This is a genomic window from Williamsia phyllosphaerae (assembly GCF_014635305.1).
Classification (GTDB): Bacteria; Actinomycetota; Actinomycetes; order Mycobacteriales; family Mycobacteriaceae; genus Williamsia_A; species Williamsia_A phyllosphaerae.
In genome coordinates, this window is sequence record NZ_BMCS01000001.1 from 903,788 (window position 1) to 918,052 (window position 14,265).

At 68.0% G+C, this 14,265-nt stretch carries 15 protein-coding genes; 10 read left to right on the top strand and 5 right to left on the bottom strand.

Translation table 11 applies throughout. The features are described from left to right. The first annotated feature begins 57 nt into the window (after window positions 1-57). The gene (locus IEV93_RS04145; protein WP_188487172.1) at window positions 58-696 is read left to right on the top strand and encodes a MerR family transcriptional regulator; all 639 of its coding nucleotides are present in this window, start codon (window positions 58-60) and stop codon (window positions 694-696) included. Here the strand turns inward: IEV93_RS04145 and IEV93_RS04150 are convergent. Together IEV93_RS04150 and IEV93_RS04155 are read right to left on the bottom strand one after the other, a co-directional pair. Then, window positions 693-2,180, bottom strand: coding sequence for a protein adenylyltransferase SelO (locus IEV93_RS04150; RefSeq protein ID WP_188487174.1), 1,488 nt, complete (start codon window positions 2,178-2,180; stop codon window positions 693-695). The two genes, IEV93_RS04145 and IEV93_RS04150, sit on opposite strands and share 4 nt — an antisense overlap. A 57-nt stretch (window positions 2,181-2,237) precedes the next feature. After that, the gene (locus IEV93_RS04155) at window positions 2,238-3,239 is read right to left on the bottom strand and encodes an oxidoreductase (RefSeq protein ID WP_188487176.1); all 1,002 of its coding nucleotides are present in this window, start codon (window positions 3,237-3,239) and stop codon (window positions 2,238-2,240) included. Between the two features lie 148 nt (window positions 3,240-3,387). Between IEV93_RS04155 and IEV93_RS04160 the strand changes: the two genes are divergently transcribed. Further along, window positions 3,388-3,900 (top strand): ribonuclease H family protein, encoded by a 513-nt coding sequence (locus IEV93_RS04160; RefSeq protein WP_188487178.1) that lies wholly within the window; start codon window positions 3,388-3,390, stop codon window positions 3,898-3,900. 18 nt (window positions 3,901-3,918) lie between these two features. Here IEV93_RS04160 and IEV93_RS04165 read toward each other — a convergent pair whose 3' ends face one another. Then, window positions 3,919-4,716, bottom strand: a complete 798-nt coding sequence (locus tag IEV93_RS04165) for an SDR family oxidoreductase (protein ID WP_188487180.1) — start codon at window positions 4,714-4,716, stop codon at window positions 3,919-3,921. 76 nt (window positions 4,717-4,792) lie between these two features. Here IEV93_RS04165 and IEV93_RS04170 point away from each other — a divergent pair, with 76 nt between their 5' ends. From IEV93_RS04170 to IEV93_RS04190, 5 genes are read left to right on the top strand one after another with little or no spacing between them, the layout of a single operon-like run. Continuing rightward, the gene (locus tag IEV93_RS04170) at window positions 4,793-5,356 is read left to right on the top strand and encodes a TetR/AcrR family transcriptional regulator (RefSeq protein WP_188487182.1); all 564 of its coding nucleotides are present in this window, start codon (window positions 4,793-4,795) and stop codon (window positions 5,354-5,356) included. 54 nt (window positions 5,357-5,410) lie between these two features. Then, window positions 5,411-6,826, top strand: a complete 1,416-nt coding sequence (dprE1, locus tag IEV93_RS04175) for a decaprenylphosphoryl-beta-D-ribose oxidase (RefSeq protein ID WP_188487184.1) — start codon at window positions 5,411-5,413, stop codon at window positions 6,824-6,826. Window positions 6,827-6,873: 47 nt separating this feature from the next. After that, complete coding sequence (gene dprE2 / locus IEV93_RS04180) at window positions 6,874-7,635, top strand: decaprenylphospho-beta-D-erythro-pentofuranosid-2-ulose 2-reductase (RefSeq protein ID WP_188487187.1); 762 nt, start codon at window positions 6,874-6,876, stop codon at window positions 7,633-7,635. Window positions 7,636-7,642: 7 nt separating this feature from the next. Next, entirely contained in the window at window positions 7,643-9,583 is a 1,941-nt protein-coding gene (locus IEV93_RS04185; RefSeq protein WP_188487189.1) for an arabinofuranosyltransferase, read from the top strand. Continuing rightward, on the top strand, window positions 9,580-10,335 hold the full coding sequence (locus IEV93_RS04190) for an MBL fold metallo-hydrolase (protein WP_188487191.1): 756 nt from the start codon (window positions 9,580-9,582) through the stop codon (window positions 10,333-10,335). The genes IEV93_RS04185 and IEV93_RS04190 overlap by 4 nt, the downstream gene beginning before the upstream one ends. Here the strand turns inward: IEV93_RS04190 and IEV93_RS04195 are convergent. Continuing rightward, window positions 10,290-11,870 carry an adenylate/guanylate cyclase domain-containing protein gene (locus IEV93_RS04195; RefSeq protein WP_188487193.1) on the bottom strand — a complete coding sequence of 527 codons (1,581 nt, stop codon included), beginning with the start codon at window positions 11,868-11,870 and terminating at the stop codon, window positions 10,290-10,292. The genes IEV93_RS04190 and IEV93_RS04195 overlap by 46 nt on opposite strands. A 136-nt stretch (window positions 11,871-12,006) precedes the next feature. On the opposite strand from IEV93_RS04195, the gene IEV93_RS04200 reads away from it, so the two are divergent. From IEV93_RS04200 to IEV93_RS04210, 3 genes are read left to right on the top strand one after another with little or no spacing between them, the layout of a single operon-like run. Beyond that, the gene (locus IEV93_RS04200; protein ID WP_371873791.1) at window positions 12,007-12,903 is read left to right on the top strand and encodes an AurF N-oxygenase family protein; all 897 of its coding nucleotides are present in this window, start codon (window positions 12,007-12,009) and stop codon (window positions 12,901-12,903) included. Between the two features lie 34 nt (window positions 12,904-12,937). Next, complete coding sequence (locus tag IEV93_RS04205; RefSeq protein ID WP_188487198.1) at window positions 12,938-13,330, top strand: hypothetical protein; 393 nt, start codon at window positions 12,938-12,940, stop codon at window positions 13,328-13,330. Then, entirely contained in the window at window positions 13,327-13,845 is a 519-nt protein-coding gene (locus IEV93_RS04210; RefSeq protein ID WP_188487200.1) for a hypothetical protein, read from the top strand. Before IEV93_RS04205 ends, IEV93_RS04210 begins: the two co-directional genes overlap by 4 nt. Here IEV93_RS04210 and IEV93_RS04215 read toward each other — a convergent pair. Continuing rightward, a complete protein-coding gene (locus IEV93_RS04215) occupies window positions 13,842-14,240 on the bottom strand; it encodes an SRPBCC family protein (protein ID WP_188487202.1) in 399 nt (132 codons plus the stop codon). The two genes, IEV93_RS04210 and IEV93_RS04215, sit on opposite strands and share 4 nt — an antisense overlap. Window positions 14,241-14,265: the final 25 nt, after the last annotated feature.

Consider the following 14,265-nt stretch of genomic DNA (forward strand, 5'->3'; position numbering starts at 1 on the left):
CGGACTATCCGTTAATGGATAGTGCTACTATCCATCGGTGATGTCAAGGGCGCCCCGATGAGGATCTCCGAGCTGAGTCGTCGCAGCGGCGTGAGTGTCGCGACCATCAAGTACTACCTGCGCGAGGGTGTGTTGCCCCCGGGCGAGCCGACGTCGAGCAACCAGGCCTCGTACGGCCACGGTCACATCCGTAGGCTCCGACTCATCCGCGCGCTCATCGAGATCGGCGGGCTGTCCCTCGCCACGGTACGAGATGCGTTGGCGGCCACCGAGGACGAGCACCTCCCGTTGCACGACGCGTTCGGCGCGGTGATGCACGGTCTCGATGATCCCGACGCCATCGTCGCCCACGACGACACCCTGGGCGAGGTGCACGACTGGCTCGCCGAGCGCGACTGGACCATCGCTCCGGATGCACCCGCTCCGCGTCGGCTCGCCGAACTGATCGGCATCCTGCGCGACTTCGGGTTACCGGTCACCGCCGACAGCTTCAGCACGGCCGCCGACACCGCCGAGGTGGTCGCGAACGACGAGGTCCGTTACGCGCGTGAGCAACCCGACCGGATCGCCGCCGTGGAGATGATGCTGGTCGGGACCGTCGTCTACGAGCGCGCGCTGGCCACGGTGCGGCGCCTGGCGCTCGAGGCGGCCAGCGCCCGCATCGAGGCGACAGTCGTGGAACGCTCGGAGCCCTAGGTCCCGCAGAAGGTCTGGAAGCCCTGACCGAACTCGTCGGGCGCGGGCTGGGCGTAGGCACCGAGGGCGGGGTCGGCGTCGAACGGACGGGTGACCACGCTCAGCAACATCTGGAACTTCTCCAGGTCTCCCGCGGTCGCAGCACGTAATGCGATGTCCACGAGATGGTTTCGCGGGATGTAGATCGGGTTGACGCGATCCATCGCGTCCGCCGTCGCCGACTCCGTGTCGGCGAGGGCTGCGCGCCAGCGCGACAGCCAGGGCGCGATGGCGTCACGCGGGATGAGGTCGTCCAGGGGACGGGAATTGCCGCGCAGCTCCTCGGCCAACGCGCGGAACGTTCCGGTGAAGTCCGGGCGGTGTTCGCGCATCACGGTCTGGAGATCGTCGACGAGGTCCTGATCGTCCACGGCGACACCGATCTTCGCGCGGAAGTGTTCGGCCAGGCGGGCGTCGTGTCGGTCGAGGAAGGCGGCGAGGATGTCGGTGAGCGCCGTGATCGCCCCGTCGGTGTCCCCGACCTCCGAGTCGCCGCCGAGTTGCTTGGCGACCAGCGGGATGAGCGACTCGGCGAACCGGGCGAGGTTCCATCCGATGACCGGTGGCTGGTTGGTGTACGCGTAGCGGCCTTGGACATCGATGGAGCTGAAGACCGTGGCCGGGTCGTAGGCGTCCATGAACGCGCACGGCCCGTAGTCGATGGTCTCGCCCGAGATGGTGGTGTTGTCGGTGTTGAGGACTCCGTGGATGAATCCCACCGCCATCCACTGCGCCACCAGCGATGCCTGCCGGTCGACGACCGCCTCGAAGAAGCGCAGGTACCGGTCATCGGCGTCGACGAGCTCGGGATAGTGCCGCGCGATCGTGTAATCGGCGAGCGGCTGCAACGGATCCCCCTGACGCAGAGCGAACTCGAAGGTGCCGACCCGGATGTGGCTCGACGCGACGCGGGCGAGCACCGCCCCCGGCTCGGCGGTGTCACGCTGAACCTGCTCACCGGTCGCCGTCACCGCGAGGGCCCGCGTGGTGGGTATCCCGAGGGCGTGCATGGCCTCGGAGATCAGGTACTCACGCAGCATCGGTCCGATCGCCGCGCGACCGTCGCCGCCGCGGGAGAACCGGGTGCGACCCGAGCCCTTGAGGTGCAGATCGCGTCGATTGCCGTCGGTGTCGACGAGCTCGCCCAGCAGCATTGCGCGACCGTCACCCAGCAGCGGTTGGTATCCACCGAACTGATGCCCCGCGTAGGCCATCGCGATGGTCGTCGCACCCTCCGGCGGCACCGACCCGGACAGGATCTCGGCCGCCTCGGGGGTGTGCAGGGCGTCGGCGTCGAGGCCCAGCTCCTCGGCCAACGCCGTGTTGACGACGAGGACCTCGGGGTTCGACGCATGCGTCCCCGTGAACGGGACGTACATGCCCTCGAGATCACGCGCGTATGTGTTCTCCAGGGTGAACAGGGTCGACGTCGTGGAAGAGCTCATGCAATCCAGGCTAACCGCGTCGGACGCGGGTGGGAGGGGCCCGATGCGTCACCCGGGTCAGAAGCCCCCGGCGACCTTGACCAGCGTGCGCCCGGTGCGGCCACCGGACTTGATCTCGCCGAGTACGGTCTCGACCTCGGACACGAGCACCTCGGTGGTCAGTTCGTCGAGATGCGCGATCCGCAGGTCGTCACCGAGTCGTCGCCACGTCTCGCGACGTGCGGCGATCGGCAGTTCCACGGAGTCGATCCCGAGGAGCGCGACCCCGCGCAGGATGAACGGCATCACGGTCGTCGGCAGCGACACCCCCGCGGTGAGACCACTGGCCGCGACCGCACCGCCGTAGCGAACCGTCGACAGCACCCAGGCGAGCGTCTTCCCGCCGACGCAGTCCACCGCGCCGGCCCACTGCGCCTTGCCCAGCGGACGGATCTTCTCGTCGGGGTCCTCGGGGACGCGTCCGATGACCTCTGCCGCGCCCAGTGTCGTGAACAGGTCACGGGCGTCGGACTTGCCGGACGAGGCGACGACCTCGAACCCGGCCGCGGCCAGCAGGTCGACCGCGACCGATCCGACGCCGCCGCTGGCGCCCGTCACCAGGATGGGGCCGTCGGCGGGGGTGAGTCCGTGACGCAACAGCGCCTGCACGCTCAGCGCCGCGGTGAACCCCGCGGTGCCGATGGTCGCAGCCTGCCGTGGGGTCAGACCGTCACCGAGGGCGACGACCTGATCGGCGGGCACGCGCGTTCGCTCGGCGTAACCACCGTGGCGCGAGACGCCGGTCTGATAGCCGTGGACCACCACCGGGTCACCCACCGCGAAGTCGCCGCTCGACGACTCACGGACCGTCCCGGCGAGGTCGATGCCCGGGACGATCGGATAGTTGCGGACGACGCCGGCGCCGGGCGTCACCGCGAGGGCGTCCTTGTAGTTCACCGACGACCACGCGACGTCGATGGTCACGTCGCCGTCAGGGAGGAAGGAGTCGTCGACGGATTCGGCCGACAGCGTGATCGCACCATCGGATTCGCGGGCCACCAGGGCGGAGAAGTTGCTCATCCATCGACCCTAACCATGCCGCAGCCGCCCGGTGGTCGTCCGCATCCGCCCAGTCGACGTCCGCATCCGCCCAGTCGACGGGTCGCGACACATCGGAAATCGTCGAGATGCACTGCTGTGTCAGTACGGAACCGTAAACTCGGCTCCCGTGATCATCGTGAGTACCGACGGCTCGTGCCTGAAGAACCCCGGCGGCGCGATCGGCTGGGCGTGGGTCGATCACACCGGTCCGACCGCCAGTGGCGGAGCACCGTCGGGCACCAATCAGGTCGCCGAGCTGATCGCGATCCGCGAGGCCATCACCGCCCATCCCGGCCCGGATCCGCTGATGGTCGAGTCGGACTCGCAGTACGCGATCAAGTGCTCGTCGGAGTGGCTGGCGAACTGGAAGCGCCGCGGGTGGCGCACCGCCGCCGGCGCACCGGTACGCAATCTCGAGGTCGTCCAGGCCATCGACGCGGCCATCACCGCCCGCTCGGGGCCGGTGCGGTTCCGCTGGGTGCGCGGTCACGTCGGCAACGAGTTCAACGAGATCGCCGACCAGCTGGCGGGCGCCGCAGCGCGCGCAGCCCTCGACGCAGGACCCGCGTCGTCGGGATCGGTCGACGTCACACAGACGCGTCGCCGACTCGAGGACTCCGAGCCGGCGACGCTGTTCTGACGCTGTGTGCAGGTCGGGCTAGTGGCTCCCGGCCAGACGCTTGTTGACCAGGCGGGTCAGGTAGACCGGCGAGAACCGTGAGCCGACCGCCATGAGTCGGGTCTGGGTACCGACGTTGTAGTGCACCTGGTGGATGACCTTGCTGAACAGGTTCGGCTCGGCGGCCTCGATGATGCGATCGGCGACATCCTGCGGGCCCAACTTGATGCCCAGCGAGGTGGTCGTGCCGGTCTTGATGTTCTCGGTCATCGCGGTCTGGACGTAGAGCGGCCAGATGGCGACGACGCGGATGCCGTAGCCGGACCACTCGATGTCGAGGGCCTCGGTGATGGCGCGCACGAAGTGCTTGGTGGCGCTGTAGTTGGCCAGCTCGGCCTGGCCATAGATCGCCGACGCCGACGCAAGGTTGATCGCGACCGAACGCTTGGTGGCCTTGAGGTACGGGAACGCCGCGTGCAGGCCGTTCACCACACCCTTGGTGTTGATGTCGATCTCCTTGTGCAGCGTGGAGACGTTGAGCTCCTCGAAGCGACCCGCGATGAGGATGCCCGCGTTGTTGAGCATCACGTCGAGCTTGCCGCCGGTCTTGGCGGTGAACTCGGCGAGACGCTCGGCGAACTCGCCGGCGTCGGTGACGTCGAGGTGCCCGATCACCGGGACCGCGCCGAGATCCTCGATCTCGTCGGACAGGGTCTTGAGCCCCGCCTCGTCGATGTCGTACGCACCGACGATGTAGCCCTTACGGGCGAAGGACAGGGCCGTCTTACGACCGATGCCGGCAGCAGCGCCGGTGATGAACACGCTTTTCGAGGCCATGGGTCAGTTTGTATCAGGTGATCGACCCCACAGAGAACCTTGTTCCGTTTCCGGAATCTCATTACGGTTACCTCCCATGAGCGATGTCGACCGGCGGCGACGTCGAACGGTGACCGCCGTGAGCACCGCGGCACGGACCCTGTTCGAGGAGCGCGGGTATCAGGCGGCGACCGTGGCCGACATCGCCGAGCTCGCGGATGTGGCCGTGAGCTCGATCTACTCCAACTTCCCCGGCGGCAAGCAGGACATCTATCTCGCACTCGCCGAACAGGCCGTCACGGCGAACGAGCTGATCATCGACGACGCGGTCGCCACCTCGACCGTCGACGAGCGGGCCGGCGCGGTGTTCGACGCCTACGTGCGCTTCCACCGTGACGACGACCAGCTCGCCTTTCGCCTGATCGCGCTCGCCGATGCGCTCGAACCCACCGCGAAGTTCGACGACCTGCGCGTCGCGATGCGCGATCGCATCGCCGGGGTCCTGCTCCGCGCGGTCGGCGCCCACCAGAACATCGACCGCACCATCGCCACCTGGGCGGCGATCAACGGGCTGTTCTCGGCGCGCACCCAGGGCTTCATCGACGACGCGACACTCGACCGCGCACTCGCCGACACCCGCATGTGGGCAACGGCTCCCTAGTGGGCCGGTCATCGCCGGTCTGAGCCGCACGGACACGCAGTAGGCTGTCCTGCGATGTCTACAACTGATCTGCCCATCGAAACCCGCAGGCTCGTGGGCTGGAGTCGCACCACGCCGATCAACGGGCACGTGCTCTCCACGCCTGACCTCGACGTCATCGCGGCCGCGGTCGCGCGCGTCGCCGACGACAACGCGGACAAGCCGACGTATCTGCAACGCGGCGTCATCGCGCGAGGCCTGGGCCGCTCGTACAACGAGTCGGCGCAGAACGTCGGCGGGCTCACCATCGACATGACCCGCCTCAAGCGGATCCACTCGATCAGCGACGAGACCGCCATCGCCGACGTGGACGCCGGCGTCGACCTCGACACCCTGATGCGGGTCGCACTCCCCTACGGCCTGTGGGTCCCGGTGCTGCCGGGGACGCGCCAGGTCACCATCGGCGGAGCCATCGCGCACGACATCCACGGCAAGAACCACCACAGCGCGGGCAGCTTCGGCAACCACGTCACCGAGATCACCCTGCTCGTCGCCGACGGCCGCATCCTCACCATCACCCCGGACGGCAGCTCGGACGATCCCGACGCGTCGATCTTCTGGGCGACGGTCGGCGGCATCGGCCTGACCGGGTTGATCCTGCGCGCGAAGATCGCGATGACCCGCACGGAGACGGCGTACTTCATCGCCGACGGCGCGACGACCAACAGCCTCGACGAGACCATCGCGCTCCACGCGGACGGATTCGAGGAGGGCTACGGCTACAGCTCAGGCTGGTTCGACGCGATCAGCAAGCCACCGAAGCTGGGCCGCGGCTCCTTCTCGCGCGGCTCGCTGGCCACCCTCGATCAGCTGCCCGACGATCTGGCCAAGAACCCGTTGGCGTTCACCGGCAAGACGCTGATCAAGTTCCCCGACATCTTCCCCAACGGCCTGGCCAACAAGTTCGACTTCGCCATCGTGGGCGAGGCGTACTACCGGATGGGCGGCAACTACACCGGCAAGATCCAGAACCTGACGAAGTTCTATCACCCGCTCGATCTGTTCGGTGACTGGAACCGCGCCTACGGCTCGAAAGGCTTTCTGCAGTACCAGTTCATCGTCCCGGTGGAGGCGGTCGAGGAGTTCAAGCAGATCATCATCGACATCCAGGCGTCGGGACACGTGAGCTTCCTCAACGTGTTCAAGCTCTTCGGTGAGGGCAACGCCGCGCCGTTGAGCTTCCCGATCGAGGGGTGGAACATCTGCGTCGACTTCCCCATCAAGAAGGGCCTGCACGAGTTCGTCACCGAACTCGACCGCCGGGTGCTCGCGATCGGCGGTCGGCTCTACACCGCCAAGGATTCGCGCACCACCGCAGAGACCTTCCACGCGATGTACCCGCGCGTCGACGAGTGGATCGCCACGCGGCGCCGTATCGATCCGCACGGGGTCTTCGTGTCCGACATGGCCCGTCGCCTCGAACTGGCCTGACCCGCGAATTCTCCTCACCCACACGCTTCATCGACGAAGGATTTCTCATGATCAACGCCGTCGGCGTCCCGAAGACCCTGCTGCTGTTCGGTGGCAGCTCCGAGATCGGCCTCGCCATCTGCGCCGAGTACCTCAAGAAGGGCCCCATGCGGGTCATCCTCGCCACGGTGCCCGGTGATCCCGCCGGGGACGCTGCGATCGAGACGATGAAGGCGGCGGGCGCGTCGTCGGTCGAGCGCATCGATTTCGACGCACTCAAGCCCGACACCCACCCCGCGGTCGCCGAACAGGCTTTCGCCGGTGGCGATGTCGACGTGGCGATCGTCGCCTTCGGCGTCCAGGGCGTCGACGAGGAGGTGTGGCAGGACCAGCGCAAGGCCGTGTTCACCGCCGACATCAACTACACCGCCGCGGTCTCGGTCGGCGTCCTGCTCGGCGAGCGCATGCGCGCCCAGGGACACGGACAGATCATCGCGATGAGCTCGGTGGCCGGCGAGCGTGTGCGGCGCAGCAACTTCGTCTACGGCTCGACCAAGGCCGGGCTCGACGGCTTCTACCTCGGCCTCGGTGAGGCGTTGCGCGAGTTCAACGTCCGGGTCCTGGTGATCCGCCCGGGCATGGTGCGTACCCGCCTCTCGGCGCACGTCAAGGAAGCACCGATGACGGTGAACAAGGAAGACGTGGCGCAGCTCGCGGTCCGCTCGGCCGACAAGGGCAAAGAGATCGTGTGGGCCCCGCCGCCGTTCCGGTTCGTGATGATCGTGCTGCGGCACATCCCGCGGCCGATCTTCCGCAAACTCCCCATCTGAGACGCCCATGAGCGTCGGGATCGACACTGCGCGTCCACCGTCGGACCGCTCACTTCTGATGCCGGGACGGCGCCACATGCTGGCCGGTGCCGAGCTCGTCGTCGCGGTGATCGTGGCGGCGGTCGTCGCGTCGATCGGTCTGTTCGTCATCGCGCAGGTCGAGTGGCCGGCCTTCAACTCCTCGAACGTCAACGGGGCGTTGACCACGGTCGGTCAGGTCGTCTCGATCGCACTGCTCGTGGTGGCCGCGCTGCTCGCACGGTCCGGCCGTGGCGCGCGGATCGTGACCCCGCTGAGCCTGGTGGGCATCTCGGCGTTCGCGACCGTCACGCTGGCCATGCCGCTCGGTGCCACGAAGCTCTACCTGTTCGGCATCTCGGTCGACCAGCAGTTCCGTACCGAGTACCTGACCCGTCTGACCGACACCTCCGGTCTGCACGACATGACGTACTTCAACCTGGCGCCGTACTACCCCGCGGGCTGGTTCTGGCTCGGGGGCCGGTACGCCAACGCGGTCGGTCAACCGGCGTGGGAGGCCTACAAGCCGTGGGCGATCATCTCCATCGCCGTCGCGGCGACCATCGCGATGGTCCTGTGGAAGCGGATGCTGCCGACCGACCGCGCCATCGCGATCACCATCGCGACCACCGCGGTCGCCATCATGTACGCGGGCCCGGAACCGTACGCGGCGATCCTCATCCTCGTCGGTGCCCCGATGCTCGTCACGGTGCTGCACGCACTCCGATCAGGAAGTGGCGCAGCGTTGCTCGCCGGAGGCGTCTTCATCGGCGTGAGTGCGACGTTCTACACCCTGTTCACCGGATTGTTCGCCTTGATCGCGGTGCTGATGACGCTGTACCTCGCGGTCGAGGTGGTCCGTGGTGCAGGCAACAACGCCGTCGACCCGAAGGCGGTCCGGACCGCCCGTGTCCGCGGGGTGGGAGTGCTCGCCGCGCGCCTGATCGCCATGGGCGTCGTCTCCGGCCTGATCGCCCTGGTGGTGTGGGCGCCCTATCTGCTGGCGCGTCTGCGCAGTCAGCCGGCCAGTGGCGGGACCGCCGAGCACTACCTGCCCTCGAGCGGGGCGCAACTACCCGCGCCGATGCTCGAGTTCTCCCTGGTCGGTCTGCTCTGCCTGGTCGGGTTGATCTGGCTGCTCCTGCGCCACCGGACCCGCACCGTCTCACTGGCCCTGGGGATCTCGGTCGTCGCGATCTACGCGTTCTGCCTGCTGTCGATGGCGCTGACCGCCGCGGGGACCACGCTGCTGTCGTTCCGACTCGAGCCACTGTTGGCGCTGATCCTCTCCGCCGCGGGAGTCCTCGGCCTCGCCGAGGTCGCGATGGCCGCCATCCGACGGTTCGGCGACATCCGGTTCCTGATCGTCGTGGCGTCGATCATCGGCACCGTCGCGGTCGCGCAGAACATCCCCGACCACCTGTCCGCGGAGATCACCGTCGCCTACACCGACACCGACGGCGACGGGGTCCGCGCCGACAAGCGACCGGCCGGCGCGGAATCGTTCTTCCCGCAGATCGACCAGGCGATCCGCGCCGAGACACAACGCCCCCGCAACGACACCGTCGTGCTCACCGCCGACTACGGATTCCTGTCGGTCTACCCGTACTACGGCTTCCAGGGACTCACCTCGCACTACGCGAACCCGTTGGCGGAGTTCGACAAGCGGGCCACCGCCATCGAGAACTGGGCGGGATTGCAGACCCCGGACCAGCTCGTCGCCGCACTGGACTCCACGCCGTGGCGTCCGCCGACGGTGTTCCTCTTCCGCTACAGCGCCGACGGCTACTCGCTGCGCCTGGCCGCCGACGTCTACCCCAACGACCCCAACGTCACCCGCTACACCGTCACGTTCCCCACCGCCCTGTTCGACGACCCCCGTTTCACGGTCACCGAGCTCGGCCCCTTCGTCCTGGTGGTCCGAAAATGAGCGATGTCGACATCACGACCATCACCGACCCCCGCGGCGGGCGGGCGCACCTCGTGCACACCGAGCACGTGAACTGGGTTCTGTTGCAGGATGACTCGGGCATCACCCTGATCGACGGCGGATACCCCAAGCAGGTCGACGCGGTGCTCGCCTCCATCCGCGACGTCGGCGCCGAACCGGAACAGATACGTGCCGCCCTGGTGACACACGCACACGTCGACCACATCGGCGGACTCGGTGTCCTCGCCGAGAGGTACCGGTTCGATGTGTTCATGGACCCCACCGAGGTCCCCCACGGCCGTCGCGAGATCCTGCAGCAGGCAACGCCTCTCGACATCGCGAAGATCTCCTACCGACCGCGCGTGCTGCGGTGGCTGTCGGGCGTCATCCGGCTCGGCGTCCTCGACACGACCGGCATCCCGTCGTCACAGGCGTTCGGCGCGTCCGGTCCGCTCGACCTCCCCGGCCGTCCGGTTCCCGTCGCGATCCCCGGCCACACCGACGGACACAGCGGCTACCTGCTCGCCGACGGCAAGGTCCTGGTCTCGGGCGACGCGCTGATCACCGGGCACGGCGTCTCGTCGACCATGGGACCGCAGTGCCTGCACCACGCCTTCCACCACGACCTCGCCCGCAATCGCGAGTCACTGCTCGCGCTGCGTGATCTCGACGCCGACGTCATCTTCCCGGGACACGGCCCGGTCCATCACGGTTCGGTGGCCGACGCCGTCGACACGGCGTTGTCACGCTGACGCCCCGCGCCGCGCGGGATCGCCAGGGACGTCGGTTCCGACCGACCCCGCAGCGTCACCTCGTCGGCGACCGTCCAGTGCTGGGTCTCGTCGACCGCGGCCGCGTCCAACGCATCCGATGATGCGACGACACGGCTGTCCCGGTCCTTGGCCAGATCGCTGAGTCGCGCGGCCGCGTTCACGGGATCGCCGATCACGGTGTACTCGAACCGGTTCGCGGCGCCGACGTTCCCCGCGAGACACGCGCCGAAACTGACACCGATGCCCGCGTCGAGTCGACCGTCGAAGGGGATGGCCTGCGCCAGGGTCCGCGCTGTCCGGAGTGCGGCGCCGGCGGGGTCGTCGTGCGGCAGCGGCGCTCCGTAGACCAGCAGCGCCGCGTCGCCCTCGAACTTGTTCACGAAACCGTCGTGGCGTGCGGCCGTCTCGACCACGGTGCCGAAGAAGTCGTTGAGCAGGGTGACGATCTCCTCGGGGGAATGCGTCTGCGCCAGCGACGTCGAGCCGACGAGGTCGATGAAAAGCACGGCCACCTCCCGGATCTCGCCGCCCAGGGTCGGCTCCTCCTTGAGTGCACGTGCGGCGACTGCGTCGCCGACGTGCATGCCGAACAACGTCCGGATGTGTTCGCGCTCACCGACGGTGGCCGCCATCCGGTTGAACCCGACCTGCAGGCGCCCGATCTCGGAGCCGTCGTAGACCGGGACCCGGGTGTCGTAGCTGCCACGCTCGACCCGGTGCATCGCGGCGATGATCTGCGTGACCGGGTCGGCCACCGAGCGTGCCGCCAACAACATCCCGCCCGCTCCGACGGTCAGCGAGATCAGTGAGAGCGCGAGCACCGCGGCGGCGATGTCGTCGCCGGGCCGGATCACGATCTCGAGCAACCGTCCGAGCGCGATCAGACCTGCACCCACCAATGGCACCGCGGTCGACAACCCCCACATCGCGACCAGCCGCGACGTCACTCCCGGCGCGGTGTACCGGCCGGGGACCCCGCGGATCATCACCTGCGCGGTGATGGGACGCAGGATCCGTTCGGCGACGACGTAGCCCATCGCACACGTCGCGGCACCACCGAGTCCGACCGCGAGCGCGATGACCACCAACAAATTGACCCCGCCGTCGCCGATCCCGTTGACCGTCACGAACACCAGGAGTCCGATGGTCCACAGCGTGGCGTTGACGACGACCTGCCGCGCAGGGAGCCTCAGCACCGCCTGATAGGCGCGTATGTCGGGTACTCCGCCGGTGCCCAACCATTCGAAAGCCGGTGCGGCCACTCCGATCCCGAGCGCGAACCCGATGATGACCGCGACCGGGAGGTAGGCACCGAAGGTGATGAAGTTGCGCGCGGACAGGACCGCGGCCGGATCGATCGGGAGCGGGAGGATGAAACGGATCAGACCGAAGACGATGACGGCCCCGATCACGTTGGCGGTCACCATGCCGACCGCGTAGAGCTGGACCGGGCGATGGCCGAACGCGCCTGCGATCCCGCGCCACCTGCTCCCGACGGGCCCTTCCGATGTCATTGACGAATGATCACACACCCACGGCGCCGGACTGTTTACAAGTGTTCACCCGACGCGTACCTTGACAATGAACGATGGTGACAACGGTCATAGTCGAATCTTCTGGAGGTGCACGATGACAGCGACGTCGGAAAGCATGGGAGAGACCCGGCTCGATCAGGGGCCGCAGGAGGTCTCCGACCGCCTCATCGCCTCGGCCGCTCGTCTGTCGCGCAACGCGATGACCGAGATCGACTGGGACCAGCCGATGGACCCCGATCTCTACGGCTGCAGCCCCGAGTGGTGCACCCTCTACGGCACCGAACTCTGGGACGAGATGCCCCTCGAGCAGCGCATCGAGCTGACGCGCCACGAGTCGGCGTCGGTCGCCACCAACGGCATCTGGTTCGAGATGATCCTGCAGGAGATGGTCATCCGCGACCAGTACCTCGGCAAGTACCACACCCCGGAATTCCAGTGGTCGCTCATCGAGATCGCCGACGAGGCCCGCCACTCGCTGATGTTCGCCAAGGGGTCCGACAAGTTGGTCGGCACCTCCTACCGCCCGTCGAAGTTCGTCGGGCTGCTCGGCAAGGGGTTCATGATGTTCGCGCGCGGTGAGGTCGCCTACGGCGGCATCCTCGTTGCCGAAGAGGTTCTCGACGTCCTGCAGCGCGGCTGCATGAGCGACCCGCGTGTCCTCCCGTTCGTCCGCACCATCAACGAGATCCATGTGCTCGAAGAGTCCCGGCACATGAAGTTCGCGCGCGAAGAGGTCCGTGAGTCGATGAAGAACGTGGGCTGGATCCGCCGCCAGATCAGCGCGCTGATCATCGCGATCGCCGGCTTCGTGATCGTCTCGAGCCTGCACTCGCCCGACGTCTACGCGAACACCGGACTCGACCGCAAGCGCGCACTGTCGGCGAAGAAGAACAACAAGCACTTCCACTCGATGATGCGCGGCAGCTGCGTGCACCTCATCGAATTCCTCAGCAGCGTCGGTCTTCTCACCCGCCCGGCGGCGTTCTTCTACCGCCGCGCGAACCTGTACTGAACGCACACCGACACCGAGAGGGGTGCGGACCGCTGTGACCCAGCCGTCGATGCCCGGCGAGGCCGACCGCGGCACCCACCGGTTGGACACCATCCTCGATCAGTCCTGGGCCGACGCGATCGCGTCGATGCGTGGCGAGATCGCCGCGGTGTCCTGCGACTGTCTGTTGACCGGGTCCGGCACGCCGGTGCTCCCGAGCTCGCCAGACGAACCGTTCACGACCGACGAGGTCGCCTCGCGACATCTCGTCGCGCTGGGTCGGCTCGATCAGGCGCTGGTCCAGGTCGAACAGGCGTGGGATGCCGTCCGCCGCACCGTCGAGCCCGCGCCTCGCGAACTCGGCCCGTACGGTCGACCCGCGGTCCGTCCGATTCCCGGTACGCGCACCACGAGGTCCACGCCTCCGCGTGCCCGAACGGGTCGATGAACCCTGCGCTGACCGATCGGCAGCGTCGTCTTCTCCTGGACCACTCCTGGGCGAATCACGCGCACGCCGTCGACGACATCGACGAACGCGGCGGCGATCCGGTCGCCGTGGGCGGCAGGTGGTATCTGTTCGACCGGTTGCCGCCGTGCACATTCGGCCAGGACGTGGCCTGGCGGCGGCTGGTCGCGCGCTCGTTCGCAGACCTTGCCACCGACCTCGAGGCCGGTGAGCTCCCGCACCCGCGCACGACGGCCGAGCAACTCGCCCTGCGGCTGATCATCGAAGACGCCGCGAGGGCACACGCCACCGGCGAGATCGGCGACGAGGTCGCCCTGCTGGACCGCGATCCCCGCGACGGCGACTGGCCCTCGGTGGTGGGCGGATTGCTGAACGAGCCTGCCCTGGCGGCGTTCTACGATCCGCGGTCGGTCGACGCGTGGCTCAAGCTGATGCCGTTGGAGTCGTGGTTCACGCCCGACGATCCCGCCCACGCCCGCGGAGTCGAACGGATCTAGCGGTCCATCGCGAGTCGCTCGATGCGCGGCAGCGCCAGGGCCATGATGCTCAGGTAGGCCGGCGCCCAGATCGGGACACCGAAACTGAGCACGCACCCGTCCCGGACGGGGATGACCTCGTGCCGGGTCGCGGGGACGCCGAGCACCCGCCACGCCCACACCCGGCCGTCGATGAACTCGGTGATCTCGAACGGCAGAGGGACACCGACCGCGGTGGTGACCTTTCCCCGCGTGCCGGAGGCGAACGGTCCCGGGGTGTCCAGGGTCGCCCCCGCCACCGACGGGCCCCACACCGGCCAGGCGTCGAGGTCGACCAGGACATCCCACACCGCGCTCGACGGTGCGGCGATCGCCAGTTCGACGGTGGGCATACGGTGACGGAATCCGAGTCGCATACCCCGACGCTAGTCAGTCGTGTGC